Genomic DNA, 25,494 nt, shown 5'->3' with positions numbered 1-25,494 from the left:
TACCTGGTCTGACGGTATTTTGCTGGCAAACCGGGGTCAAGCGGACGTGAGCGGCCCATAGAGAACGCAAAGATTTGAATTTGGCCAGCCCGCGACGCCCAGGTCAGAAGCCCGCGCCGTGCACCTCGTGGCCGGGCACCTCGGCGATCAGGCCGCGGTAGGCCTCCTCGACGGACGAGCCGTGGTTGATCACGGCGTCGACCTCACGGGCGATGGGCATGGTGAGGCCGAATTCGTTGGCAAACTCCATGATCACGCTGGCGGCCTTGACCCCCTCGGCGACCTGGTTCATCGAGGCGATGATCTCGTCGATCGGTTTGCCCGCCCCCAGTTGTTCACCGACGTGACGGTTGCGGCTGCGCTGGCTGGTACACGTGACGATCAGGTCGCCCAGCCCGGCCAGCCCCGGGAAGGTGTCCGGGTCCCCACCCACCGCGACGCCCAGCTTCGTCATTTCCCGCAGCGCGCGGGCGATGACCAGCGCTCGGGTGTTTTCGCCGATGCCCAGCGAGTACCCCATGCCGACGGCGATGGCGAACACGTTCTTCAAAGCCCCGGCCATTTCGGCCCCGATGACGTCGTCGGTGGTGTACACGCGGAAGCGCCTGGTGCGGAACAGCCCGGACAGCCGCGTCGCCAGATGCTGGTCGGGCATGGCCAGCACCGCGGCGGCGGCGTAACCCTCGGCGACCTCGCGCGCGATGTTCGGACCGGCCAGGATGCCCGCGGGGTGCCCGGGCAGCACCTCCTCGACGATTTGGGACATGCGCATGTTGGTGCCCTGCTCGAGGCCCTTGACCAGGGACACCACCGGCACCCACGGCCGCAGCTCCCGGGCCAGCTCGGTGAGCACCCCGCGGAAGCCGTGCGAGGGCACGCCCATGACCACGACGTCGGCGGAGTTCGCCGCCTCGGCGAAGTCGGTGGTGGCGCGCAGGGTGTCGCTCAGCTCGACGTCGTTGCCGAGGTAGCGACTGTTGCGGTGGTTGTCGTTGATGTCGCGGGCGGTCTCCTCGGAGCGCACCCATTGCAGCGTCGGCCCGCGGCGCGCGCAGATTGAGGCCACGGTGGTGCCCCAGCTGCCGCCACCGAGGACAACGACTTTGGGTTCGCGCTTCTCAGATGCCATGGCGATCAGCGTATTGCCGACATCTGAGATTTGGGAGTAGTTCACGAACTCCCGTGCGTGGCTATCCGGCCAGCGCGGTGCGGTCGGCGGTCCGGCCGAACACCATTGCCTCCTCGATGCGGTCGAAGCGGTAGTCGATGGCGTCGGCGAGATAGTTCTGCCGCACGTTCCACGGCCGCTTGGTGCCGGACTTAGGCAGCGCGTGCACCGAGCGCAACACGTAGCCGGCGTTGATGTCCCACGACGGCTTCTCGGTCATCGGCTCGTTGCCGCGGTGCGGGGCGGCGCGCGTGTAGCCGTGAGAGGCCATGTGCTCCATGAGTTTTGCCGTCGCCCGGGCGGTGATGTCGGCCCGCAGCGTCCACGACGCGTTGGTGTAGCCCACACACCAGAACAGGTTCGGCACGTCTTCGAGCATGTGCGCCTTGTAGACGAACCGGTCGCTGGTCTTGATCTCGTTGCCGTCCAGGCTGATCGTGGCCCCGCCCAGCGCCTGCAGCTGCAGGCCGGTGGCGGTGACGATGACGTCGGCGTCGAGGTGCCCGCCGGACTTGAGTGCGATGCCGGTCGCGTCGAAATGGTCGATGTGGTCGGTGACCACGTCGGCGCGCCCGGCGCTGATGGCCTCGTACAGGTCGGCGTCGGGGATCAGGCACATCCGCTGGTCCCAGGGGTTGTACCGCGGCTTGAAGTGGGTGTCGACGTCGTATCCGGCCGGCAGGCTGTTGATCGCCTTGCGCCGCAGCAGCCACCGCACGAACCCCGGCGCCTTGCGGGACAACGCGAAGAACACCGCCTCGGTCAGGGCGCTGTACATGCGGACGACCAGATGAGCGGGCTTGCGGGGCAGCAGTTTTCGCGCGACGGCGGCGACCGTGCCGTACTTGGACGCCGAGATGAGATAGGTGGGCGAGCGCTGCAGCATGGTCACTTTCGCGGCGCGGTCCGACAGCGACGGCAGCAGCGTCACCGCGGTCGCGCCGCTGCCGATCACCACGACCTTCTTGCCGGCGTAATCCAGGTCCTCGGGCCAGTGCTGGGGGTGCACCACCGTGCCCTGGAACTCCTCGATGCCCGGGAAGTCGGGGGTGTAGCCCTCGTCGTAGTTGTAGTAGCCGCTGCCGAAGAACAGGAAGCGGCCGCGGTAGAGCCTGCGCTCCCCGCCCTGTTCGACGGTGACCGTCCAGGTGTCGGTCGCGGAGTCCCAGTCCGCCGAGCGCACGTAGCTGTCGAACCGGATGTGGCGGTCGATGCCGTACTTGCGCGCGGTGGCGGCCAGGTACTCGCGGATGTGCACGCCGTCGGCCACGCCCTCTTCGCGGGTCCACGGCTCGAACGGGAAGGACAGCGTGAAGATGCTGCTGTCGGAGCGCACCCCGGGGTAGCGGAACAGGTCCCACGTCCCGCCGATCTGCGCGCGCCGCTCCAGGACGGTGTAGGTCAGCTGGGGATTGCGTTCGGTGATCCGGTAGGCGGCGTCAATGCCGGAGATGCCGGCGCCGACGATGATGACGTCGAAGTAGTCGGCCTCGGTCGCGCCGTGGCCGGCGGCCTCCTGGGGCGTCACGGTCATCGTGAACCTCGCTCAAATTGTGGGACTCGTCACTAGCCTAGAGACCCACCGGTTGGTCGGGCTAGGAAGTCGCGAAACCGCGCGGGCCGCACCGTCGCGCTCGCGACCGGCGATCACCGGTAGTTGACGAACTGCAGCGCCACGTCCAGGTCGGCCTGCTTCAGCAGCGCTTGGACGGCCTGCAGGTCGTCGCGCTTTTTGCTGGTGACCCGGATCTCGTCGCCCTGGATCTGGGTCTTGACGGACTTGGGGCCGTCGTCGCGGATCAGCTTGGTGATCTTCTTGGCGTTCTCGCTGCTGATGCCCTGCTTGAGCGAGCCGCTGACCTTGTAGGTCTTGCCGGAGGCCTGGGGCTCGCCGGCGTCGAAGGCCTTCATGGAGATGTCCCGGCGGATCAGCTTCTCCTTGAAGACGTCGACGGCCGCCTTGACGCGTTCCTCGGTGGACGACGTCAGCTCGATAGCCTCGTCGCCCTTCCAGGCGATCGTGGTGTCGGTGCCGCGGAAGTCGAACCGCGTGGCCAGCTCCTTTGCGGCCTGGTTGAGCGCGTTGTCGACCTCCTGGCGATCCACTTTGCTGACGATGTCGAACGATGAGTCCGCCATGCATTCCGTCCCTTCATCCGGTGATAGGCGTTTGTGCTTTGTCTACTCGCTCGTTGTAACCTGTCTGGCGGCAGGTTGCCCGAGCGGCCAATGGGAGCGGACTGTAAATCCGTCGCGAAAGCTTCACAGGTTCGAATCCTGTACCTGCCACCACAGTTTTTGGTAGGCCCGCGCGCCGTCGCACACCGCGAATTTCGGTTTGCCGGGGCGCACTCGTGTGGCGCTCCGCGCGGTCGTTCCGCCCGCCGCGATTCCCGGTCGCCCGGGCGGCCGACCAGGGGCCGGCGGCGACGTTGTGCGACACGTGCGCAATTTCTACAAATTGGTTGTAAAAATTTGCGCCACGGCGGTGTGGCGGGCCCCGGGGCGAGTATCGCTGTGAGAGCGCGATTTGTAGGGGGCGACATGTCTATCAGTCCCGCCACACTCTCAATACTCCGCGAGTGCCGCACGGCACTGGCGACGGCGCGCGAATCGGCCCTCGCCGCGCAGGCCGGGCTGGCCGGCGTCCGCAAGGCCCGCGCCGCCGAGCTGGCCGAGAAGATCGCCGATGCCATCGCCTTCGCCGACCGGCTCTGCTTCGTCGTCCAATGCGACCTGCGCGCCGGGCAGTGACCTTCGAGCGTCAACGCCAAGCCAGGCACCCTCCCGGTTCGACTCCTCCAACCCATCGACCGGGAGGGTGTCTTCTGCCCAACCAGGACAGCGTGTTTCAGGCCGGATGCAGGCTGACGGGCACCCCCGAGTAGCGCACCATGCCGGTCACCACGTCGATGTCGTCCTTGTTGGTCAGGCGGTTGACGTTGGCCGCGTGGTGGCCGTGCGGGATCGACACCGCACCGCGCCGAATGGAGTCGTCGACCTTGGCGATGCCGGTCAGTTCGCCGTTCGCGCTGCGCACCGTCACCTTCTGCCCGTCGGCGACACCCGCGGCGGCGCCGTCCTCGGGGTGGATGAGAACCTCGGGGGCTTCACCGAGAAAATCCAGCTGCCCGTTGAGCTTTCGGCGCTGCCGGCGCGGCACCAGCACCAGCGGCGCGGGCGGTTTCAGGCCCGCGAGTTGGTCCACCAGCAGCGGCGGCGCCAGCCGCCAGCCGCCCATCCGCGCGACGTGCTCGTCGACCCAGGCCGCGGGCAGCTCGCGCGGGGCCTCGGCCCAACCCACCGCCGCCACCTCGTCGAATCCCGTTCGGGCGCCGGCCAACAGGACGGCGAGCACGTCGTCGTCGGTGCTGGTGTCGGGATCGCCGAGATTGCCGAGCTCGTAGCCGAGCCGGCGGCCGAGTTCGGCGAACACCCACCACATCGAGCGGCGTTCGCCGACCGGCTCGACGACGGCCGGGCTGTATTGCACGGACACATGCGAACTCAGGATGTCGTGGATGGTGATGTCGGGGCGTTCCAGCGGGTCCTTGGTGGGCAGGACGTGGGTGGCCAGCTCGGTGGTCTCGTTGTTGATGATCTCGGTGGTCGCGAACACCTCGAGGCTCTGTAGGGCCGGAATCAGCTTGCCGGTCTCGGGGAACGAGGTGACCAGGCTGCCGCCGACGTTGATCAGGGCGCGGATGTTGCCCGCGGCGATCTCGTCGGGCAGCGCCGCGCAGGGCCACTCGTTGATGAACGCCTGCGCCTCGGGGCGGCTGCGCGGTCCCGGACCGAAGGATCCCTCGATCGGCGTGACGGGCAAAAACTCGCCGAAAGTCTCGAGCTGGTAGGCGAATCCGGGGTGAAACCACGTCCCGCCGGGCCGGTTCATCGCGCCGGTGAGGATCATCAGCACCCAGGCGAGCCACTGCGTGACGTTGGCGCGCTCGGCGGTCATCGTGACGCCGGTGCCGGTTTCGACCGCGACGCACTTGGCGGCCCGCACGCCCGCAAACAACCGGGCCAGGTCGGCCTCGGCGACATCGGCCAGCTTCGCGGTGTGCTCGAGCGTGAACGGCTCGACCGCACGCGCCAGCTCGTCGATGCCCTGCACGGGAACGTCGGATTTCATTCCGTCGCGCAGGATCTCGCGCACCAGGTAGGCGAGGACGGCGTGGTCGGTGCTGGGCCGCGGCGCCAGATGGGCGGTGGCCAGCCGGGCGGTCTCGGTGCGACGGGGATCGATCACCCACACCTGCCCGCGCCGCGCGATCTCGCGCACCGTGCCGGTCGGATTGGGCATCGAGATCGCATGTCCATGCGAGACAACGGGATTGACGCCGACGAGCATCAGGAAGTCGGCGTTGTCCAGGTCGGTCCGGCCCGATAGCCCCATGAATCCGCCGACCAGATCCGAGACCAAAGGCTTGGCGGTGCCGTCGATGGTCAGGGGGCTGAACTTGGCCGGTGTGCCAATCGCGGCGTGCAGCGCCTCGGCCATGCGGAAGCCGGCGCTTTCCATGGTGGAGAAGTAGAACGCGACCGATTGCGGCCCGTGCCGGTCGATGATGTCCTTCAGCCGCGTGCCCAGGTCGTCGAGGCAGGCGTCCCATGTGGTGTCGCGCAGGCGGCCGTCCGCCCGCATCCTCGGGCGTTCGAGCCGGTCGGGGTGGTGGTGCAGTTGCGGCAGGGCGCGGCCCTTCGGGCAGGTGTAACCGCGGGAGAAGGGATGCTCCTGATCGCCGCGAACGCGGAGCACCTCGTCACCCTCGACGTCGACGAGGATGCCGCAGACGGAGGTGCAGACGCGGCAGAAGCTACGCACCGTTTGCATACTTGGGCAACGTACTCTCGCAATTCGAGAACGCCTATCGCATTTTCGAGAATGGCGGCACATTTTCGGCCAATGGCGCTCTCCGGCAAACGCCCGTGGTTAGGCGGCCCCTAGTTAGGATCCACCGGTGACCGATACGACCACCCCGCCGGTGGCGGACGAATCCGAGGACCGGCCGCAAATACCGCTGCGCACCCGTGGCCGCTGGCTGCGATGGGGGCTGCTGTCGGTGTGGGGCCCCGGCCTGGTGGTGATGCTGGCCGACACCGATGCCGGGTCGCTGATCACCGCGTCGCAGTCCGGCGCCCAGTGGGGCTACCGGATGGTGCTGCCGCAGCTGATCCTGATGCCGGTGCTCTACGTCGTGCAGGAAATGACCGTGCGGCTGGGCATCGTCACCGGGCGCGGCCACGGCTCGCTGATCCGGGAGCGGTTCGGCCGCGGCTGGGCGTGGCTGTCGGCGTTCACCCTGTTCGCCTCGGCGATCGGGGCGTTGCTCACGGAGTTCGCCGGGGTGGCCGGCGTGGGTGAACTCTTCGGCGTCTCGCGCTGGGTGAGCATTCCGGTCGCGACCGTCGCGCTGCTGGCGCTGGCCCTGACCGGTAGCTACCGGCGCGTCGAGCGCATCGGCCTGGTCGTCGGCGCCGCCGAACTGGCCTTCCTGGTGGCGATGGTCATGGCCCGGCCCGACCCCAGAGCCCTCGTGGACGGGTTGTCGTCGATGCCGCTCGGCAACTCGTCATACCTGCTACTGGTCGCGGCCAACGTCGGCGCGGTCATCATGCCGTGGATGATCTTCTACCAGCAGGGAGCGGTGGTCGATAAGCGCCTGTCGGAGAACACGATTCGCCAGGCCCGTTACGACACCGCCTTCGGCGCGGTGCTGACCCAGCTGATCATGATCGCGGTGGTGGTCACCATGGCGTCCACCATTGGGACGAGCGGCGCGCACGGCGGCGGCGCGGAACTGGAGACCGTCGGCCAGATCGCCCAGTCGCTCACGCCCTACCTCGGCCGAGTCGGCGGGACGGTGCTGTTCGGGCTCGGCATGCTGGGCGCGGCGCTGGTGGCCGCGATCGTCGCCTCGCTCGCGGGCGCGTGGGGGCTCGCGGAGGTGTTCGGCTGGAAGCACACGCTGAACGAGCGGCCCAACCGCGCCACCGCCCGGTTCTACATCACGTATTCGCTGGCGCACATCGTGGGCGCGGTGCTGGTGCTGGCCAGCGTCGACCTGGTCAATCTGGCCGTCGACGTCGAAGTCATGAACGCGTTGCTGCTGCCCATCGTGCTGGGCCTGCTGCTCGCGCTGGAAGCCAGGGCCCTGCCCGAGCAGTGGCGCATGCGCGGGCTGCACAAATACGTCACCCGCGCGCTGTGCTTCGTGACCATCGGGTTCGGCCTGTACATGGTTCCGCAGGCCCTCGGCTGGATCTGACCGCGGGCGACCGTCAGAACCAGGGCCCGGGGTAGTGGCCGTCCTGGTCTTGCACCATGACGATCTCCTTGCACTCGCCGTTGGACGACGGCGCGGTCTCGCCGCGGCACACCAGCGTCCATCCGGATATCCGCTCGAACGGGCGTGTCGACCAGCCGGACGCGACGGGATCCGTTGCAGGAAGGGCGATTACCGAGAACGTGCCGCCGCTGCCGGTGAGGTAGAGGTGGTCTTCGAAGAACGCCAGCTTCGAAATCGACATCTTCTTGGCGTCGTCGCGGCTCTTGAGCAAGTCCCACTGTTGGCTGCGCAGGTTCCACACCCCGAACCCGAACGAGGAGTTCTCCGAATTGTGCCCGTCGACAAACAGTTTCCCGTCGGACAGGGCCGCGCTCAGCCCGCCGCCGGAGATCCGGTCCGAATCGCCGATCTTGATGAGGGATTTGGCGTTGAGGTCATAGAACATCGTGGAGACGGCCGGTGGGTTGCGCGACTCCCGGTGGGTGATCTTCACAAGTTTGTCTGGGCCCTCGGCCAATTCGGCGTCCACGGATTGCGCGTCGTCGTCCTGGTAGATCGCCTCCCCGTTCGGGCGGCGCAGCTCGGCCCCCGAGGCCTTGCCGGGATCGGCGTTGCGGGGGAACGCAATGACGTCCTGCCAAACTCGGGCGGGCTGGGGATCGTCCCACATGATCGACAGGTCGGCGCCGGACAGGACCACGGTTCGGGGCGGCGACGCGGGGGCGTGCCCGTCGGTGAAGGCGTTCACCCACGCCACGCCCGAGGCGGTCGGGGCCAGTCCCCATTCCTTCGGCGCCGCCAACCTCAGGCCGGGGGTCGGCGGCTGCAGTTCTTTGGTGGCGACCTGGTGGCCCGAGGACCAGTCGTAGGAATACGCGGTGGTCCTTGAGATTTCGGGCGCCGGGGCCTGGGCGGGCTTGACGGTGGTGACCACGTAGACGACCTTGAGGTCGGCGGCGGCGCCGGTCAGCGCGCACATGGCGCCGGTGAGGTTCTCGCCGGCGGCGATCGTGGGGATGGCCGGCGCGACGTACTGTCCCGTCTTCGGGTCGAAGATCTTCGGCCGGATGTCGTCGAGTGCGGATTTGCCGGCCGAAAAGGTCTGCGGGCAGCCGAAATACGCCGTGCCGCCGTAGCTCTTCCAGTCCTTTTCCAGCGGGCCCGTGATCGGGGCGGGTCCCGCACGGGTGGTCGTTTTCGACGCCGACGTCGGCGCGGTGGGGGTCAGCGGGGGCGCCGACACGGTTTCCGAGCAGGACGACAGCGCCAGGCAGGCGACCGCGGCGGCCGCCGGTCCCCAGGTTGCGCGCATCGAAAACCCCCGTGAAGTTCGTGTAACCCCCGCAGCGTAAGGCCGCCCCGGCGCCACCGCGACTCGGCGGATTGCCAACGGCGTCGCGTTGGGTGTGAAGCCTTGGCTTTGACTGTGAAGCCACGGCGGCCGCGCTCGGGGTGGTTTCAAGGTTTGGTTGCAACAGTGGTTTGTGGCGGGTTTGACAGTAGCCGGTTGAGGACTTGGGCGGGGCTGTCCCAGCCGAAGCGTTTGCGTGGGCGTTCGTTGAGTTCAGCGGCGACTTCGGCGAGGTAGTCGGCCGAGTGCACGGATAAGTCGGTGCCTTTCGGAAAGTATTGGCGCAATAGGCCATTGGTGTTTTCGTTGCTGCCGCGCTGCCAGGGTGAGTGTGGATCGCAAAAGTAGATGTCGATACCGGCATCGATACTGATGCGGGCATGGCGCAACATTTCGTGGCCTTGGTCCCAGGTCAGCGAGCGCCGCAATGCCTGGGGCAGGGTTTTGATGGTGGCGATCATCGCATCAGCCACCGTCTCAGGGTCGCGACGGGCGGGCAGGTGCAGCAGTTGCACGAACCCGGTGGAACGTTCGACCAGGGTGCCGATCTGAGAGTGCTGATTTTTGCCCAGGATTAAGTCACCCTCCCAGTGCCCGGGCACCGCGCGGTCAGCGGCCTCAGCGGGCCGCTCACTGATGTTGACCATGCCCGGAATTCGGCCGCAGCCGCTACGGGCGCCGACTCTGGCCCGTGGCTTGCGCAATGCCCGCCCGGTCCGCAAACACTTAGTCAGCTCGCGGCGTAGCTCCCCGCGTCCTTGCACGTAGAGCGCCTTGTAGATGGTTTCGTGGGACACCTGCATCTCCGGGCGGTCGGAATACGTCGTGGCCAACATCCCGGCAATCTGCTCCGGGCTGTACTTCTTGACCAACCACGCTTGCACCTGATCACGCAACGCAGGGCAGCGACCCAGCTTGCCGATCTTGGGCCGGCGCGCTCGCTGCTCGCTGCGAAGCTGAGCAATCCGCGCCGAATAGCCCGATTTCGCATCCACGCCCGCTCGGCGGGCTCCGAAGCGGTAACGAGAACGATAACGGCCCACATACCCCCGCATCACGCCGTTGTTGGCGATCTCGCGCATGACTGTCGACGGGGCCCGGCCCAACCGGGCTGCCATCGAGCGAATCGATTCGCCCTGAGCGGTGCCGATCATGATCTGTTCACGCTCATCAGCCGACAACCGCGGCCGTTTCTGCCCCTGAGGGGCTAACCATCGCGGATTCACACCACCAAACCTGCGAAACCACTTGCCGCCGCACGTTGCCGACACGCCGACCGCAACCCCGGCATCCTCCGAGGACACCCCGGACGCGATCAACTCCCAATACCGGCGCTGCACCGACAACAACTGAGGCTGACCCGTCATCAACACCCCTAACTACGAAGTGTTGCAATCACCCCTTGAGCCCAAGCGGCGTGTCGTCGCCCTCAGCGCACAGTCAAAGCCGTGGATTCACACCCGAATCCGCGAGCTCACACCCGAATCCCTGAGCGGCGCCGGATGCCTAGCGGTCGAACTCCAGCGGCAGGCTCAGCGGGCCGCTCAGCGTTCCCATCGGCTTCCACGGAGCCGGGCCGGCGATGCGCGGATTGCGCAGGCGGGCGGTCAAGACGGTCAGCGCCTCGGCGATCTCGCGCCTGGCCAGGTTGGCGCCCAGGCAGTAATGCGCGCCGCCGCCGAACGTCAGGATCGGCGGGGCGCCCTCGCGGGTGATGTCGACGCGGTCCGGGTCGTCGTAGACGGTGGGGTCGCGGTTCGCCGCCCCGGTGTTGAGCAGGACCATCGTGCCGGCGGGAAACACGTAGCCGTCGACCTCGGCGTCCTCGGCCACCAGCCGCAGCGTCCCGCACACGATCGGCGAGTGCCGCATGGTCTCCTCGACCGCGCGCATCGCCAACTCGGGTCGCCGGCGCAGCAGCTCCCACTGTTCCGGGTGCTCGCACAGCAGGTGCACCGACGCGGCGACCTGGTTGCGGGTGGTGTCCGTCCCCGCCAGCAGCAGCCCCCCGGCCAGCATGCGCAGTTCGGCCGCGTCGAGGCGGTCGCCCTCGTCCTCGGCGCGGATCAGGTCGGACAGCAGGTCGTCGGTCAGGCTGCGGCGGCGCCCGGCGACCATCTCGTCGACATAGGCGTCGAGTTGGCGCCACGCGCGCATCACGACGGGCTCCACTTCGGTCAGGTCGGCGGTGAAGCTGAACGCCTTGAACACGTCGTCCGCCCACAGCGAGAACCGTTGCCAGTCCTCGCGGGGCGCCCCGAGCAGCGCGCAGATGATCGGCACGGGATACGGGCGCGCGATGTCGGTGACGACGTCGCAGCGCCCGGCGCCGGCGACCCGATCGACCAGTTCGTTGAGCACGCCGACCATGGTGTCGTGCAGGCGCAGGGTGGCCTTCGGCGTGAACGCCTTGGAGGTCAGGCTGCGCAGCCGGTGGTGCGCGTCGCCCTCGAGGCACAGCAGGCTGTTGACCACCTTGTCCCACAGCGGGCCCGAAGTGATGCCCTGGACAAGGAGATTCAGGCCGGGCGGGATCTGGAACCGCGTGTCCCGCAGGACGGACCGGACCATGTGGTACCCGAGCACCTCGGGGCCGTGCGGCCCCAGTGCGACGGGCGCGTGTCGTTGCGCCTCCCGCAGGCGCGGGTAGACCTCCGCGGGTGTTTCGTCGTCACGGTAGGACAGAGTGGGCAGGTCGGCGTCGAAAACGCTTGGGGGAGCGGCACCGACGGTCATGACGGTCTCCTCATCGATCCCCCACCAGCTGCGGACGACTCCCAGACAATGTATGGCCACCCCGGGGCGCTGTCAACGATATCGATCCGCGCATCGGCGAAACGCCATACACCAGCGAGAAAATGCATTGCCGCGACGCGGGGGCGACGCCGCTCAATCCTGCGCGCGCAGCCGCACCATCCGCGTCGTCGACGTCTCGTCCAGCTCGACGATGTCGGAACGCGACCGCAAAAAATCGCTGAATGACCGGAAACCCAAAGACCTTTCGCTGAACGACGGATCCATGCGCCGCATCTGCGCCTTCACCGCGGAGTTGTGCAGCCAGTCGACGTCGTCTTTCTCCAGGCCGATCTGTAGCGCGCGCGTCAGCAGCGCGGTGGCGGCGGCCTGCGCGTCGGGCGGCTCGGGCTCCTCGGCCTGTGCCGCCTTGGTGCGCCCGCCGCGCCGCTTCGGCGGGGCGGTGTCGGCCGGCCCGGGCTCGCGGTCGAGCGCGGGAACCCCCGGCAGCGCGTCGTACACGACGAACTCCTCGCACGCGGCCGCCAGCGCCCGGCTCGACGCCCCGGCCACCCCGATGCCCACCACGTACCGGCCCAGCCTCTTACAGCGCTGGGCCAGCGGGATGTAGTCGGAGTCGCCGGCCACGATCACCACGTGGGTCAGGTCGGGCAGCCGGAACATGTCCTCGACCGCGTCGACGGCCAGCCGGATGTCGGCGCCGTTCTTGCCGTAGGCCGCCGCGGGGAACAGCTGCACCAGGTCGACCGCGCGGGCCACCAGCTGCCCGCGGTATCCGGCGTTGATATCCGCCGACCAGTCCGCATAGGCGCGGGTGAGCACCAGGGTCCCGAACGACGACGCGTAGTCGAGGATGGCGCCGACGTCGACCGTCGCCTGGCCCAACCGTTCGGAATGCTGCTCGAGCCCCTTGGCCTTGTCCTTCTGAAACGAGTTTCGCCCGTGTATCTGGTCGTACCGCGAGATCACGATGTTGTCGAAGTCGAGGTAGACGGCCACGCGGGCCGCAACCGGTTCGGTCATGCCCTTGATCATTGCTCAACGGGCGGGCATTTGCCCTGCCCGCGTCGTCAGCAGGGCCAAAGCGGGTACACAGCCCGAATGAGTGACATGAAGTTTCTCGAGTTACATGGGGATCGCATCGCCTATCGCGACGAGGGTGACGGCGAAGCGTTGCTGCTGATCCACGGTATGGCGGGGAGTTCGGAGACCTGGCGATCCGTGATACCGCAGCTGTCGAAGAAGTTCCGGATCGTCGCGCCCGACCTGCTGGGCCACGGCCAGTCCGCGAAGCCCCGCACCGACTACTCGCTGGGCGCGTTTGCGGTCTGGCTTCGTGATTTCCTCGACGAACTGGGTGTCAGCCAGGCCACCGTGGTCGGTCATTCGCTCGGCGGCGGTGTCGCCATGCAGTTCGTCTATCAGCACCCCGACTACGCCAAGCGGTTGATCTTGATCAGCAGCGGCGGCCTGGGTCCCGACGTGGGATGGGTCCTGCGGCTGCTCTCGGCCCCCGGGGCGGAGCTGGTGTTGCCGATCATCGCGCCCACGCCCGTCCTGTCCGTCGGCAACAAGCTCAGGTCCTGGTTGACAAGCGCGGGCATCCAGTCGCCGCGCGGGGCCGAGCTGTGGAGCGCCTACTCGTCGTTGTCCGACGGTGAGACGCGCCAGTCGTTCCTGCGGACGCTGAGGTCGGTGGTCGACTACCGGGGCCAGGCGGTCAGCGCGCTCAACAGACTCTCGCTGCGTGAGGACTTGCCGGTCATGGCGATCTGGGGGGAACGCGACGGCATCATCCCCGTCGATCACGCGTACGCCGCGCACAAGGCTCGCACCGACGCCAGGCTCGAAATCCTGCCCGACGTCGGTCATTTCGCGCAGGTGGAGGCGCCGAACCAGGTGGTGGAGCTGATCGAGGACTTCATCGCCACGGGCGAGCGCCGCGACACACAAAGTCCGCAGCCGAGCTTGTGATCGGTGGCTAGATGCCGTAGTCGGGCAGCTCGAAGTCGTCGCGCACGTCGCGCGCGAGAAGCCGTGTCATCGGGGCGAAATTCATGGTGCGCAGCGCCAGGTCGCGGAACCACAGCCCGAATCGGGTCCGGGTGGCGAAGAACCCGATGAACCGCGCCGCGCCGGCCTGCTTGCCCTCGATGAAGGGACGCAGCCGCATCTCGTAGGCGTCGAACGCGCGGCGATGGTCGCCCCCGGCGCGCCCGAGTTCGCCGGCCAGCACGTAGGCCTCGGCGATCGCCAGGCCGGTGCCCTCACCGCCGAGCAGCGAAATGCAGCCGGCCGCATCCCCGATGAGCAGCACGCGCCCCCGCGACCAGCGGTTCATGTGGATCTGGCTGACGACGTCGAAGTAGAGGTCGTCAACGTCGTCGAGCGCGGCCAGCATGTCGTGGGCTTCCCAGCCGCAGTCGGCAAAGGTGTTGCGCAGCTGGTCTTTCGGCGGTGTGTCGGTGCCGTCGTGGTCGGCGCGGAAGATGAACAGGAACGTGGTGCGGTCGCCGCGCAGCGCGAAACGCGCCAATTGGCGGCCGGGTTCGGCATAGGTGACGTAGGCCAGCTCGTCGCGCGGCCGGTAACGGTCGACCACGCAGGCCGCCACCTTGCAGCCCAGATAGCGCTCGAATTCTCGTTCGGGCCCGAAGACCAGGCGGCGCACGTTGGAGTGCAGCCCGTCGGCGCCGATCAGCAGGTCGAAATCGCGCGCGCCGCCGCGCTCGAACCCGAGTCGGACCCCGTCGTCGCGCTCGTCGACGAACGAGATGCTGTCGCCGAAGACCGTTTCGACCTCGTCCTCGATGGTGGCGTAGATCGCCGCGGCCAGATCGCCGCGCGGCAGGCTGGTGAAGTCGGCGCCGAGCAGGCGGCGAAAGACGTCGACGTCCACGTCCGCCTTGATCTCGCCGCGAGGGCCGACCGAGCGGAGCCGTTCCATCTCGTATCCGGCGGCGCGGATCGGCCCTTCGATGCCCATCCGCTTGGCCACCTGGTAGCCCACGCCCCAGAAGTCGATCATGTAGCCGCCGGTGCGCAGGTGCGGCGCCTGCTCGATCAGCGTCGGCGTGTGGCCGGTCCGATGCAGCCAGTGGGCGAGCGCCGCCCCGGCCACGCCGGCACCGCTGATGGCGATCCTCATGAGGCGACCGGGTGGCCGCCTCGGTAATCGACGGGCCAGTGCTTGATGCCGTTGATGAACGACGACCGCAGGCGCTCCGGATTTCCCAGCGGGGCCAGGTCGGGCAGCCGGTCGGCCAGCGCGTTGAACATCACATCGATCGTCATGCGGGCCAGGTTGGCGCCGATGCAGTAGTGCGCCCCGGTGCCGCCGAAACCGAGGTGCGGGTTGGGGCTGCGCAGGATGTCGAAGGTGAACGGGTCGTCGAAGACCTCTTCGTCGAAGTTGGCCGAGCGATAGAACAGCACCACCCGCTGACCTTCTCTGATGGCCACACCGCCGAGTTCGGTGTCCTCGCGCGCGGTGCGCTGAAACGCGGTGATCGGTGTGGCCCAACGGATTATCTCGTCGGCCGCGGTCTTGGGTCGCCGCGCCTTGAACAGCTCCCACTGGACCGGATAGTCGGTGAAGGCCATCATTCCCTGCGTGATCGAGTTGCGCGTGGTCTCGTTTCCCGCGACGGCCAGCGTGACCACGAACATGCCGAACTCGGCCTCCGACAGGCGCTGGCCGTCGGCATCGGCCTGAATCAGGGTGGTGACGATATCGTCGCCAGGTTCTTCGGCCTTGCGCGCCGCCAATTGCATGGCGTACCACATCAATTCGCCGGCCGAGGTCAGCGCGTCGTTGCCGGCGAATTCCGGATCGTCGCTGCCGATCATGTTGTTGGTCCAGTCGAACAGCTTGTCGTAGTCCTCATGCGGAACCCCGAGCAGCGCGGAGATGGCCTGCAGCGGCAACTCGCAGGCCACCTGGCGGACGAAGTCGCCCGACCCCGCCGCCGCGGCCTCGGTGACGATGCACCGGGCCCGCTCGGACAGTTCGGCGCGCAGCCGCTCGACCGCGCGCGGTGTAAAGGCCCGCGACACGATCCTGCGCAACCGGCTGTGCTCGGGGTCGTCCATCATGATCATCGACGCCCGGCCCGCCTCAATCTGCCCGGCCGCCAAGTCTTCCCGGTAACGCGGCACGATCGACTTGGCGGCCGACGAGAACACGTCGCTGCGCAGCGAGACGTCGCGGATGTCGCGATGCTTGGTCACCGCCCAGTAGCCGCCGTCGCCGAACCCGCCCTTATCCGGCGCCTGCTCGTTCCACCAGACCGGTTCGGTGGCGCGCAGTTCGGCGAACTCCCGCACCGGCAGCCGGTGCGCGTAGATGTCGGGATCGGTGAAATCAAAGCCCGGCGGGAGGTTCGGTGTGGCCATGGGATTTCTCCTCGGCTGTGGCTACGGACCGCGGCGGTCAGCACGATGGTAGCCGCGGCCGCGCGCGATCGGTAGCAAAGCGCCTCAGCGTGACGCGGGCTCGGCCGTCCGCACGCGTTCGCGTCCACCGAGGTTGGTGGCGGCGGTGATGACGGCCCGCTCGATCTGGCGAAGGGCGTGCACCGCGGTGAGGTACCGCCGGGTCTCGGGCCGCGGCTCGGCGCCGTGGCCGTCGCCGTCCTGTTGTCGCGCCAGGGTTTCCGCGGCGTCGAGGTCGTCGGCCGCCGAGACCAGGGTCGGTGCGTGACCCCCCTCGATGGCCTCCTGCAACGCCTCGATGTTGCGTCGCGTCTGGGCGGCGGCCGCCGAAAACGCCTGCGCCAGTTTCGGGGCCGGCGGCGGTGACCCGACGGGGTCCCGATACTGCTCGCTGCTGCGTGCCAGGCTGCGGCCGTATTGGTCACACGCGGTGAAGATGCCCAGGGCGCGGCGGATGCTGCGCCGCCCCGCGAGTCCGGCGACGCCCGCCAACAGCGGCTTGGCGGTGACCCGGAACTGCTGCAGATCCCGATCGACCTGACGCGCCTGCTCGGACGGGCTGGCGCCGCCCTCTCCGCACATGGTGGCGGCGCACACCTCGATCAGCGCCGACAGGCTCGTCAGGAAGGTGCGGGTGTCGGCGCGGATCGCGGTTCTGGTGTTCGTCGGCAACACGACGACGGCCACCGTCGCCCCGATGACGGCGCCGATCGCGGTCTCTTCGATCCGCAGCATGAGCACGCCGAAGGAGAACTGGCCGAGCAGGCCGTACAGCAGCGCCAGCATCGTGGTGATCCAGAAGGTCATCAGGCTGTAGGTGACCGTCATGAAATAGAAGGCGCAGAACAGACACACGAAAATGCCGGCGAGAGCGCCAATTTCGTGGCCGGTCAGCAGCGTGGCCACCAGCACGCCGGCGGGCACGCCGAGCAGGGTGCCGAGCAGGCGTTGCCAGCCCTTGGTCAGGGTTTCGCCCCACGAGTTGGTGCCGGCGAAGATCACGAACGCGGCGATCACCGCCCAATACCACCGGTCCGGCGAGACCAGCTCCCCGGTGACGATGGCCAGCGAGGCGGCGATACAGACCTGGATGGCTTGCCGGGTGGTCGGCAGCAGCCCGCCGGGGCGTGCCTCGTCGGCGGCCCCCTCCGGCGCGGCGCGCTCGTCGGCCGCCGGCCGCTCGCCGCCGGTTTCGTCAAGGGGGGCGCCGGCGGCCATCCGATCGACGATCGCCCGCACGTCGGACGTCGCCCCCGCGGCGTTGATGATCGCCAGGGCGAGGCGGCGGACCGCGGTGGCGCCCGGGTCGTCCTCGGCCGCGGCTCCAGCCTCGGGCAGCTCGTCCAGCAGCCGTTGCGCGCGGGCGGCCGCCCGCCGCAGCCCCTCGGGTTCGGGCAGGCGGATCGCGCGGGCCAGCTGCGAGAGCGCGTCGACGAGCGGGACCCGCGTGCCGATCGGGATGGATTCCGGGGCCTCACCCGCCACGGCGGCGGCCCGCCGACCGGCGGTGGCGACCCATTCGATGGCCAACTCGGCGTCCAGCAGCCAGGGGGCCAGCTGTTCGGCGGTGACGCCGGGCCACAGCGCGCCGGGATCGGCTTTGTCCTCGATCTGGCTCTGCACCAGCAGGGCGGTCTCGTTGAGCCGCGTGGTGCGCGCCCGCATGCGGCGGCGCCGCCGTTCGTCGAGGCGGCCCGTCCGCACCGCTTCGGCGGTGGTGTCGATGACGATCGCCATCCGCGCCCGCAGCGCCCGGATGGTGGCGCGCAGCACCCGCTCGGGGCGGTCGGGCAGCACGTAGGCGGTCATCACGTACGTGCACACCGTGCCCACCGCGACCGCCCCGATCATCCAGGGCAGCTCCGAGACGCGGGCCCGCAGGTACAGCGTGAAGAAGTACGACATGAACGCGACCATCCCCAGCGCCCTGCCGCGCGCCCCGAAGCGGCGGATGTAGGCCGCGGTGAACACGATCAGCACGAAGACGGCATCGCTGGCCACCACGTGCGGGGCCAGCAGCGCGGCGGCGGTGATGGCCAGCGCGGCGGGAACGGGCAAGAGCGCCATGGTGATTCGTTGCTGGCGCGGGTCGGGCTCGTTGACTGACCGCGACGCGACCATGGTGATGACGACGCCCAGCAGCGCGACGGTCAGGGGTTGTCCCGTCGCCCTGGTGAGGACGAAAAGGACCAGCAGCGAAAGGCCCAGCGCGGCCGTTGTCCGAGTCGCCATCCGCAGCCGAAGCAAGCCCGGATCGGAGCCGATCACCCAGTTGCGGGCGCGTTCGTACAGGACAGTTATTCCGGTGACCGCCTCTCTATCGCGTACCCCCATGGTTACCCGAACCGGGTGCCGGCGACCAAGCTAGTCTTCGACATCGTGACTGAGCCGACGCGAGCGAAGCTGGCTGACGGCCGTGACCTGCTGTTCTTCTCGCTGCCCGGGCATCGTCCGGCGCCGGTCGAGGACCGCCGGCCCCTGCCGCCGCGTACGGCCGAACAGTCGCAGTTGCGGTTCGACCGGACGACCGGGCAGTGGGTGATCGTCGCGGCGCTGCGCCAGGACCGCACCTACAAGCCGCCGCCCGACGCGTGCCCCCTGTGCCCGGGCCCGACCGGGCTGACCAGCGAGGTGCCCGCGCCCGACTACGACGTCGTCGTGTTCGAGAACCGCTTTCCCAGCCTGTCGGGCGCCGCGACGCCGCTTCCCGATCCCGGCGACGCCGACGGCTTCGTGTCGACCCCGGCGCCCGGGCGCTGCGAGGTGATCTGCTTTTCGGCCGATCACACCGGCTCCTTCGCGGCGTTGACGCCGGCGCACGCGCGGCTGGTGGTCGATGCGTGGCGCCACCGCACGGCCGACCTGATGGCCGCGCCGGGCGTCGAGCAGGTGTTCTGCTTCGAGAACCGCGGTGAGGAGATCGGGGTCACCCTCACCCATCCGCACGGCCAGATCTACGGCTATCCCTACCTGACGCCGCGGACGGTCGCCATGCTGGAGCAGGCGCGGGCGCATCGAAACAAGCACGGCGGCAACCTGTTCGGTGATCTGCTGGCCCGCGAGGTCACCGATGGGGGCCGCATCGTCGCGCGCAACGAGGTGTTCACCGCGTTCGTGCCCTTCGCCGCGCGCTGGCCGGTCGAGATGCACATCTACCCGAACCGGTTCGTGCCCAACGTGATCGGCCTCGACGAGGACGAGCTGGACGGGTTCGTGGCCATCTACCTTGACGTGCTGCGGCGCTTCGACCGCATGTATTCCACGCCGCTGCCCTACATTTCGGCGCTGCACCAGTATTCCGGGGCCGGGGTCCAGGCGGACGGGTACTTCCACGTCGAACTGATGTCCATCCGCCGCAGCGCGACCAAGCTCAAGTACCTGGCGGCCTCCGAATCGGCGATGGACGCCTTCATCGGTGACGTCACCCCCGAAAGCGTGGCGCAGCGGTTACGGGAACTGCAGTGACGGTGCGCTACGGCGCGCCGGGACGGATCAACCTGATCGGCGAGCACACCGACTACAACCTGGGTTTCTCGCTGCCGATCGCCTTGCCGCAGCGCACGGTGGCGACGTTCAAGCCCGGCCCCGGCGACGCGATCACCGTGACCAGTGAGCGCGCGGACGCCCCGGTGCGCATTGCGCTCGGCACCGCCCCGGGGGAGGTGACCGGTTGGGCGGCCTACGTGGCCGGGGTGATCTGGGCGCTGCGCCAGGCGGATTACCCGGTGCCCGGCGGCACGATGTCGATCACCAGCGACGTGGAAATGGGCTCGGGCCTGTCCTCCTCGGCGGCCTTGGAATGCGCGGCGCTGGGGGCGATCGCCTCGGCCGCGGGCGTGCGCATCGACCGCAAGCACCAGGCCCGGCTCGCCCAGCGCGCCGAAAACGAGTACGTGGGCGCCCCAACGGGTTTGCTCGACCAGCTCGCCTCGCTGTTCGGCCGGCCGGCGACGGCGGTGCTGATCGACTTCGCCGACCTCGCCGTCTCGCCGGTGGCTTTCGACCCCGACGCCGCCGGCGTCGCCCTGCTGCTGATCGACTCCCGGGAGCGCCACAGCCATGCCGGCGGTGACTACGCGGCGCGGCGCCAGTCGTGCGAGCGCGCCGCCGCCGACCTCGGGGCGTCGTCGCTGCGCGAGGTCGGCGATCGCGGGCCCGCCGACCTGGGCGCCGTGCGGGACCCGGTCGATGCCCGTCGCGCCCGCCACGTGCTGAGCGAGAACCAGCGGGTCATCGATTGCGTTGCGGCACTGGGCGATGGGAACTACGCCGAGGCCGGGCGGATCTTCACCGCCTCGCACGCCTCCATGCGTGAGGACTTCGACATCACCACCGAACGCATCGACCTGATCGCGGCGGCAGCGGTGCGCGCGGGCGCGCTGGGGGCCCGGATGACCGGCGGCGGATTCGGTGGCTGCGTGATCGCGCTGGTGCCGATCGCGCGCGCGGGGGCGGTCGCTGAGGCGGTGCGGCGCGCCGTGGTCGACGCCGGCTTCGAACAACCCGTCGTCACCCGGACCCGGGCGGCCGCCGGCGCGGGTTCGTGCCAGTGAGCGCGCCGAAAACTTACTCGCCCGGCAATTTCTTGATTTCCGCAGTGACCACCGGTCAGAAACTGTAATCTCACGGCCATGGGGGTATCTCACTCCTGCATGTGCAGTTCCGGATTTCCCGCCCGGGGGTCGGCGATCCATTCGAGATCGCCCATGCACGCTGTTACCGGTCCGCTTGCCGTCGACGCGAAAAACCCACCGTGGCTTGGGAATTAGACCGCCAGGCCGCGGCGATCGAGCGCGGTTTGGCCGGCGCCGTTCCGCAGCGGGCCGGCTGGTTCCGCTTCTACTTCGAGGGCCACCGCTGGGTATGGTCCGACCAGGTCCAGCGCATGCACGGTTACGAGCCCGGCACCGTGACCCCCACGACCGAGCTGGTGCTGTCGCACAAACACCCGGCGGACCGGCCCCAGGTGATCGACGGGATCAACGACATGATCAGGCGCCGTCAGGCGTTCAGCGTGCGGCATCGCATTGTGGACACCCGCGGGCTCATCCACCACGTCATCGTGGTGGGCGACCGGTTCTGCGACGACAACGACGAGGTCGTCGGGACCCACGGCTTCTACATCGAAGTCACGCCGCCGCCCGCGCGCAACCGGGAGGATTCCATCAGCGCCAAGGTCGCCGAGATCGTCGGGCGCCGCGGGGTCATCGACCGCACCAAGGGGATGCTGATGCTGATCTACGGCATCGACGAAGACGCCGCCTTCACCATGCTCAAAACCCTGTCCCAATCGAAAAACACGAAGCTCGGCGTGCTCGCCCAACGCATCGCCGACGACTTCACGGCGCTGGGCAAGGAGGTCATCACGGCGCGTTCGCGCTTCGACCGGTGCCTGCGCGCCGCGCACCTGCGGGCGCCCGGCGGCCCGCCGGCTGACGGCTAACCGACCGGACTGAGCCGGACGGCCCCCAGGTGGAGCCGGTCGACCGCCTCGGCGAACTCGTCGCGGGTCGGAATGCGGTGATCGCGGAACCTCAGCCCGATCATGCGCTGCGCGCGCGCCACGCCATACGACTCGGCGGCGCGCAGCAAGAGATCGGAGACCGCGGCCCGGTCGCGGATGAGCTCGCCGCGCATCGCCGTCGTCGTGCCGTCGTACACCACATCGACGGGGCCGCCGTCGCGGAAGTTCTGCTTCCACGGCGCGCCGGTCAGCGCGTAGAGCTGACCGTCAATCAGGTGCGCGCTCAACGGAATTGAGTACGGACGCCCGGTCTTGCGCCCGGTGAAACTCAACACCATGAATTGCTTGCGCGCGGCGCCGGCAAGGGGGCTGCGCAGCAAAAGCCCCATCACCGGGTTGACGAGACGCAATAACGCCGACGGCGGATGCCCGGCATCGACCGCATATGACTGCTCTGCCATGCGTTTACCGTAGATCCCTGCGGCGCCGCACTACTTCTCAGCCGGTGATGGTGGTCTTTTCGTCGATGACCATGGCGGCGTCGATCAACGAGGCTTGATCGCTCTGAAGTCCATCGGCTTTGAGCAGGAGCACATAGACCGCCCCCTGCGCGGGGATCACCACCGTCTTCTGCGCCCTGACGCGGGTGTTGCCGGCCTTTTGGTAGGTACCGCCCAGCTGCCAGGCCTGGAAACCGCCGAGCGTGGACGCGGAACCAGCACCACCCTGGCCTTGGTATCCGGGCAGATTCTGCACCTCGCCCGGGGCGTATTGAAGGACCTTCGCCGGGTCGACGTTGCCGGTGAGCTTGGAGAACAGCGTCGCGATGGTGGGCGGATCGGAGGGATTGGCGGGCTGGCTTTGCACGATGCCGCCGTAGGAGGTGCCGGAGTCCTGGGTGAGTTGCCAGCCTGGGGGCACCGGCAGGTCGACGTTCGGACCGGGATCGCCGTGGTGGACGGGCGTCTGCGAGATGTTGTTGTCCTTGACGTAGTCGGCGATCGTGTAGTGGGCTTTCGCCGCCGGCGCCGCGCTGGTCTGCGACGAGGTCCCCGAGGAAGTGGACGTCGACGCCGACGTGGACGTAGTCGTTTTGTCAGCAGACTTGTGGTCGTGGCCGCAACCGACAAGCGCAAAACTCAGCGCCAAGGAGATGATTGCTAGAGGCAAGTGTTTCATTTATCCAGGCTTTCCCGAGAATTGGGCCGATACCAGCGCCAGCCACGCTGGATGACAGTAGCCGAAATGTGCCGCAAGTTTGCCGCTATCTTTTAGACATTTTGCTGCCTGTGCCGCGCCGGCCGCTCGTCAGTCAATTCATAGGGGAAACGCCACCGCAATGCGCCGCTGCGCGGTCGTATCGGAGTAAGAGACTTCTATGCGGTCACGAAGGGCGCTGATTGCGGTCATCGCGGCGTCGGCCGTCTTCATGACCTTCATCGCCGCCGCCCCGCCGAAGGGGTATGACGGCCCACCCGTCTTCGTGGCCAATCCGGTCGACCACGTCGCGACGCTCATCGGCACCGGCACGGGCGGCGAGACGGTCGGCGAGATCAACAACTTTCCCGGCGCCACCGTGCCGTTCGGGATGGTGCAGTACTCGCCGGACACCGTCGGCAACTACGCCGGATACAACTACGACAACCCGCGCTCGACCGGGTTCAGCATGACCCACGCGTCGGTGGGATGCGCTGCGTTCGGCGACATCTCGATGCTTCCGGCCACCGGCGGCGTCGGCCCGCAACCCTGGAACGCCTGGGAGACGATCGCCCACGACGACACCGAGCAGGGCGTGCCCGGCTACTACGCCGTGCGGTTTCCCGACACCGGCGTGAGGGCCGAACTGACCGCCACCGCGCACACGGGCGTCGGGCGATTCAGTTACCCGCGCAACGGCCGCCCCGCCCTGTTGCAGGTCCGCTCGGGCTCGTCGTTGGCGGGAAACTCCCGCGCGACCATCCAGATCGGGGAGGACAACACCACCATCACCGGCTGGGCCACCAGCGGGGGGTTCTGCGACAAGCCGAACGCCTACACGGTGTATTTCGCCATGAAATTCAGCCGGCCCTTCACCTCCTTCGGATCCTGGGACGGCGCCACGGTCTACGCCGGTGCCCGCAGCGCGAACGCGCCGTACAGCGGCGGCTACGTCGAATTCCCGGCCGGCACGACGCTCGAGGTGCGCACCGCCATCTCCTACGTCGGCATCGAGGGCGCGCGGGCCAACCTGGCGGCCGAGGACGCCGCCGGCTTCGACGACGTGCGCGCCGCCGCCTCGCGGGAATGGAACGCCGCGCTGTCCCGCATCTCGGTGGCCGGCCGGAATGTCGACGATCTGACCACCTTCTACACCTCCCTGTACCGATCCCTGTTGCACCCCAACATGTTCAACGACGCCGACGGGCGCTACGTCGGGTTCGACGGCGCTATCCACACCGTGGCCGCGGGCCACACCCAGTACGCCAATTTCTCCGACTGGGACACCTACCGGTGCCTGGCGGCGTTGCAGGCGATGCTCTTTCCGGACCGGGCCAGCGACATGGCGCAATCGCTGGTCAACGACGCCCAGCAGAGTGGTTCGTTGCCGCGCTGGGCGTTCGCCAACGCCGCGACCGGCGAGATGACCGGGGACAGCGTGGTGCCGTTCATCGTCAGCCTGAACACGTTCGGGGCCAAGGACTTCGACGTCCGTGCCGCGTTGCGCTACATGGTGGACGGGGCGACCAAGGGCGGGGCGGGGCTGGCCGGTTACGTGGAGCGGCCGGGCATCGAGACCTACCTGCGGTTCGGTTATGCGCCGTTCACCCTGGTATTCGGCCGTAACGGCTGGATCGCCGACGCCTCGATCACGTTGGAGTGGTCGGTCGACGACTTCGCCATCTCCCGATTCGCCGACTCGCTCGGGGACGCCGCGACCGCCGCCGAATTCCAGAATCGGTCGCAGTACTGGCAGAACCTGTTCAATCCCACCACCCGATCCGTGGTGCCCCGCAGCTGGAGCGGGTTCTTCCGCCCCGGCCCCGCGGTCGTGGTGTCCCCGGAGAACTTCGGCCAGGTCGGGTACGACGAGGGCAACGCCGAGCAGTACGTCTGGTCGGTGCCGCACAACGTCGCGGGCCTGGTGACCGCCCTGGGCGGCCGCGCGGCCGTGGCCGACCGGCTCGATCGGTTCACCGAGAAGCTCAACGTCGGCCCCAACCAGCCCTACCTGTGGGCGGGCAACGAGCCGAGTTTCGGTGTGCCATGGCTATACAACTACATCGGGCAACCGTGGAAGACCCAGCGCACGGTCGACCGGGTGCGTGGACTGTTCGCGCCGACCGCCGACGGGGAGCCGGGCAACGACGACCTGGGCGCGCTGGCCGCCTGGTACGTGTGGGCGGCGCTGGGCGTGTACCCGGCCACCCCGGGCACGCCGATCCTCACCGTGGGCGCGCCGCTGTTCGACCGAATCGAAATCGCGCTGCCCGCAGGCAAATTCCTCCGGATCTCCGCGCCGGGCGCGTCGGGGCCGCACCACCTCAAATACATCAGCGGCCTGAAGGTCGACGGCCGGCCCACCGAGCACACGTCACTGCCGGAGACGATCATCACCACCGGCGGCACGCTGACGTTCTCGCTCGCCGCCTATCCCGACAAGCGTTGGGGCACATCCGAAGCGGACGCGCCGCCGTCGTTCGGGGCGGGCAGCTCGGCGTTGACCGTCAACGTCGCTCAACCCGTCGTGACGATCGCGCCGGGGCGCACGGGCACGGTCACCCTCGACGCGCAACGGATGATCGACGGCCGCGACGTCCCCGACGGCTACACGGTTTCCGGCACGTCCACCGACGCCGGGATCACCGTGGCGCCCACGCCCGGCCGCTTCGGCAACGGCGGATCGGCCGCGGTTTCCGTCCCGATCACGGTGGCGCAGTCGGTGCCCGAGGACTACCATCTGGTGTACTTGACCACCACGGCCGGCGAAAGCGCCCGCAGGTCAACGGTTCTGGTGGTCACGCAGGCCGAATCCGGCAACTCCTGACCGGGA

General features: G+C 68.5%; 20 protein-coding genes and 1 tRNA gene. 8 read left to right on the top strand and 13 right to left on the bottom strand.

Features of this window, described 5'->3' with window-relative positions:
• Positions 1-103: 103 nt before the first annotated feature.
• The 3 genes from OCQ_RS22310 to OCQ_RS22300 all read right to left on the bottom strand — a co-directional run bounded on the left by OCQ_RS22310 (position 104) and on the right by OCQ_RS22300 (position 3,307).
• Positions 104-1,129: an NAD(P)H-dependent glycerol-3-phosphate dehydrogenase gene (locus OCQ_RS22310; RefSeq protein WP_008261006.1), complete on the bottom strand. Its 1,026-nt coding sequence runs from the start codon at positions 1,127-1,129 to the stop codon at positions 104-106.
• Between the two features lie 61 nt (positions 1,130-1,190).
• Positions 1,191-2,702, bottom strand: a complete 1,512-nt coding sequence (locus tag OCQ_RS22305; RefSeq protein ID WP_009951851.1) for a flavin-containing monooxygenase — start codon at positions 2,700-2,702, stop codon at positions 1,191-1,193.
• A 113-nt stretch (positions 2,703-2,815) separates the two neighbouring features.
• Complete coding sequence (locus OCQ_RS22300; protein WP_008261003.1) at positions 2,816-3,307, bottom strand: YajQ family cyclic di-GMP-binding protein; 492 nt, start codon at positions 3,305-3,307, stop codon at positions 2,816-2,818.
• A 69-nt stretch (positions 3,308-3,376) separates the two neighbouring features.
• On the opposite strand from OCQ_RS22300, the gene OCQ_RS22295 reads away from it, so the two are divergent.
• Both OCQ_RS22295 and OCQ_RS22290 read left to right on the top strand, forming a co-directional pair.
• Positions 3,377-3,460, top strand: a tRNA-Tyr gene (locus tag OCQ_RS22295).
• Between the two features lie 252 nt (positions 3,461-3,712).
• Positions 3,713-3,922 (top strand): hypothetical protein, encoded by a 210-nt coding sequence (locus OCQ_RS22290; RefSeq protein WP_009951849.1) that lies wholly within the window; start codon positions 3,713-3,715, stop codon positions 3,920-3,922.
• A gap of 97 nt (positions 3,923-4,019) precedes the next feature.
• On the opposite strand, the gene OCQ_RS22285 is transcribed toward OCQ_RS22290, so the two are convergent.
• Positions 4,020-6,005 carry a molybdopterin-containing oxidoreductase family protein gene (locus tag OCQ_RS22285; protein WP_009951848.1) on the bottom strand — a complete coding sequence of 662 codons (1,986 nt, stop codon included), beginning with the start codon at positions 6,003-6,005 and terminating at the stop codon, positions 4,020-4,022.
• A gap of 127 nt (positions 6,006-6,132) precedes the next feature.
• Here OCQ_RS22285 and OCQ_RS22280 point away from each other — a divergent pair, with 127 nt between their 5' ends.
• Entirely contained in the window at positions 6,133-7,440 is a 1,308-nt protein-coding gene (locus tag OCQ_RS22280) for an NRAMP family divalent metal transporter (protein ID WP_008260998.1), read from the top strand.
• Positions 7,441-7,453: 13 nt separating this feature from the next.
• On the opposite strand, the gene OCQ_RS22275 is transcribed toward OCQ_RS22280, so the two are convergent.
• The 4 genes from OCQ_RS22275 to OCQ_RS22260 all read right to left on the bottom strand — a co-directional run bounded on the left by OCQ_RS22275 (position 7,454) and on the right by OCQ_RS22260 (position 12,601).
• The gene (locus OCQ_RS22275) at positions 7,454-8,773 is read right to left on the bottom strand and encodes a hypothetical protein (protein WP_014383327.1); all 1,320 of its coding nucleotides are present in this window, start codon (positions 8,771-8,773) and stop codon (positions 7,454-7,456) included.
• A gap of 146 nt (positions 8,774-8,919) precedes the next feature.
• Positions 8,920-10,179, bottom strand: a complete 1,260-nt coding sequence (locus OCQ_RS22270) for an IS30 family transposase (protein WP_167324038.1) — start codon at positions 10,177-10,179, stop codon at positions 8,920-8,922.
• 139 nt (positions 10,180-10,318) lie between these two features.
• Positions 10,319-11,548, bottom strand: a complete 1,230-nt coding sequence (locus OCQ_RS22265) for a cytochrome P450 (protein WP_008260994.1) — start codon at positions 11,546-11,548, stop codon at positions 10,319-10,321.
• A gap of 153 nt (positions 11,549-11,701) precedes the next feature.
• Positions 11,702-12,601, bottom strand: coding sequence for an NYN domain-containing protein (locus tag OCQ_RS22260; protein ID WP_014385837.1), 900 nt, complete (start codon positions 12,599-12,601; stop codon positions 11,702-11,704).
• Between the two features lie 66 nt (positions 12,602-12,667).
• Between OCQ_RS22260 and OCQ_RS22255 the strand changes: the two genes are divergently transcribed.
• Positions 12,668-13,540, top strand: coding sequence for an alpha/beta fold hydrolase (locus OCQ_RS22255; protein ID WP_014385836.1), 873 nt, complete (start codon positions 12,668-12,670; stop codon positions 13,538-13,540).
• A gap of 7 nt (positions 13,541-13,547) precedes the next feature.
• On the opposite strand, the gene OCQ_RS22250 is transcribed toward OCQ_RS22255, so the two are convergent.
• The 3 genes from OCQ_RS22250 to OCQ_RS22240 form a co-directional block, all read right to left on the bottom strand.
• Positions 13,548-14,714: an FAD-binding domain gene (locus OCQ_RS22250; RefSeq protein ID WP_008260989.1), complete on the bottom strand. Its 1,167-nt coding sequence runs from the start codon at positions 14,712-14,714 to the stop codon at positions 13,548-13,550.
• Positions 14,711-15,961 (bottom strand): cytochrome P450, encoded by a 1,251-nt coding sequence (locus OCQ_RS22245; RefSeq protein WP_014381171.1) that lies wholly within the window; start codon positions 15,959-15,961, stop codon positions 14,711-14,713. The genes OCQ_RS22250 and OCQ_RS22245 overlap by 4 nt, the downstream gene beginning before the upstream one ends.
• Positions 15,962-16,045: 84 nt before the next feature.
• Positions 16,046-18,268 (bottom strand): FUSC family protein, encoded by a 2,223-nt coding sequence (locus OCQ_RS22240; protein ID WP_008260987.1) that lies wholly within the window; start codon positions 18,266-18,268, stop codon positions 16,046-16,048.
• A gap of 81 nt (positions 18,269-18,349) precedes the next feature.
• Between OCQ_RS22240 and galT the strand changes: the two genes are divergently transcribed.
• The 3 genes from galT (at position 18,350) to OCQ_RS22225 (ending at position 21,443) form a co-directional block, all read left to right on the top strand.
• On the top strand, positions 18,350-19,465 hold the full coding sequence (galT, locus tag OCQ_RS22235; protein WP_014385835.1) for a galactose-1-phosphate uridylyltransferase: 1,116 nt from the start codon (positions 18,350-18,352) through the stop codon (positions 19,463-19,465).
• Positions 19,462-20,553, top strand: coding sequence for a galactokinase (locus OCQ_RS22230; RefSeq protein ID WP_014385834.1), 1,092 nt, complete (start codon positions 19,462-19,464; stop codon positions 20,551-20,553). Before galT ends, OCQ_RS22230 begins: the two co-directional genes overlap by 4 nt.
• 200 nt (positions 20,554-20,753) lie before the next feature.
• Complete coding sequence (locus OCQ_RS22225; protein ID WP_014385833.1) at positions 20,754-21,443, top strand: PAS and ANTAR domain-containing protein; 690 nt, start codon at positions 20,754-20,756, stop codon at positions 21,441-21,443.
• On the opposite strand, the gene OCQ_RS22220 is transcribed toward OCQ_RS22225, so the two are convergent.
• Together OCQ_RS22220 and OCQ_RS22215 are read right to left on the bottom strand one after the other, a co-directional pair.
• A complete protein-coding gene (locus OCQ_RS22220; protein ID WP_014385832.1) occupies positions 21,440-21,925 on the bottom strand; it encodes a hypothetical protein in 486 nt (161 codons plus the stop codon). The two genes, OCQ_RS22225 and OCQ_RS22220, sit on opposite strands and share 4 nt — an antisense overlap.
• Positions 21,926-21,962: 37 nt before the next feature.
• Positions 21,963-22,643, bottom strand: coding sequence for an LpqN/LpqT family lipoprotein (locus tag OCQ_RS22215; RefSeq protein WP_041785223.1), 681 nt, complete (start codon positions 22,641-22,643; stop codon positions 21,963-21,965).
• Positions 22,644-22,842: 199 nt separating this feature from the next.
• Between OCQ_RS22215 and OCQ_RS22210 the strand changes: the two genes are divergently transcribed.
• Positions 22,843-25,488, top strand: coding sequence for a GH92 family glycosyl hydrolase (locus OCQ_RS22210; protein ID WP_014385830.1), 2,646 nt, complete (start codon positions 22,843-22,845; stop codon positions 25,486-25,488).
• The last annotated feature ends 6 nt before the right edge of the window (positions 25,489-25,494 follow it).

The sequence above is a fragment of the Mycobacterium paraintracellulare genome, assembly GCF_000276825.1.
Classification (GTDB): Bacteria; Actinomycetota; Actinomycetes; order Mycobacteriales; family Mycobacteriaceae; genus Mycobacterium; species Mycobacterium intracellulare.
This window is presented reverse-complemented; position numbering and strand designations above follow the sequence as displayed.

What these genes read in the sequence shown, in the direction of transcription:
- OCQ_RS22310 (WP_008261006.1), bottom strand. Translation starts at nt 1,129, where the DNA reads ATGGCATCTGAGAAGCGCGAACCCAAAGTCGTTGTCCTCGGTGGCGGC.
- OCQ_RS22305 (WP_009951851.1), bottom strand. Translation starts at nt 2,702, where the DNA reads ATGACCGTGACGCCCCAGGAGGCCGCCGGCCACGGCGCGACCGAGGCC.
- OCQ_RS22300 (WP_008261003.1), bottom strand. Translation starts at nt 3,307, where the DNA reads ATGGCGGACTCATCGTTCGACATCGTCAGCAAAGTGGATCGCCAGGAG.
- OCQ_RS22290 (WP_009951849.1), top strand. Translation starts at nt 3,713, where the DNA reads ATGTCTATCAGTCCCGCCACACTCTCAATACTCCGCGAGTGCCGCACG.
- OCQ_RS22285 (WP_009951848.1), bottom strand. Translation starts at nt 6,005, where the DNA reads ATGCAAACGGTGCGTAGCTTCTGCCGCGTCTGCACCTCCGTCTGCGGC.
- OCQ_RS22275 (WP_014383327.1), bottom strand. Translation starts at nt 8,773, where the DNA reads ATGCGCGCAACCTGGGGACCGGCGGCCGCCGCGGTCGCCTGCCTGGCG.
- OCQ_RS22270 (WP_167324038.1), bottom strand. Translation starts at nt 10,179, where the DNA reads ATGACGGGTCAGCCTCAGTTGTTGTCGGTGCAGCGCCGGTATTGGGAG.
- OCQ_RS22265 (WP_008260994.1), bottom strand. Translation starts at nt 11,548, where the DNA reads ATGACCGTCGGTGCCGCTCCCCCAAGCGTTTTCGACGCCGACCTGCCC.
- OCQ_RS22260 (WP_014385837.1), bottom strand. Translation starts at nt 12,601, where the DNA reads ATGATCAAGGGCATGACCGAACCGGTTGCGGCCCGCGTGGCCGTCTAC.
- OCQ_RS22255 (WP_014385836.1), top strand. Translation starts at nt 12,668, where the DNA reads ATGAGTGACATGAAGTTTCTCGAGTTACATGGGGATCGCATCGCCTAT.
- OCQ_RS22250 (WP_008260989.1), bottom strand. Translation starts at nt 14,714, where the DNA reads ATGAGGATCGCCATCAGCGGTGCCGGCGTGGCCGGGGCGGCGCTCGCC.
- OCQ_RS22245 (WP_014381171.1), bottom strand. Translation starts at nt 15,961, where the DNA reads ATGGCCACACCGAACCTCCCGCCGGGCTTTGATTTCACCGATCCCGAC.
- OCQ_RS22220 (WP_014385832.1), bottom strand. Translation starts at nt 21,925, where the DNA reads ATGGCAGAGCAGTCATATGCGGTCGATGCCGGGCATCCGCCGTCGGCG.
- OCQ_RS22215 (WP_041785223.1), bottom strand. Translation starts at nt 22,643, where the DNA reads ATGAAACACTTGCCTCTAGCAATCATCTCCTTGGCGCTGAGTTTTGCG.
- OCQ_RS22210 (WP_014385830.1), top strand. Translation starts at nt 22,843, where the DNA reads ATGCGGTCACGAAGGGCGCTGATTGCGGTCATCGCGGCGTCGGCCGTC.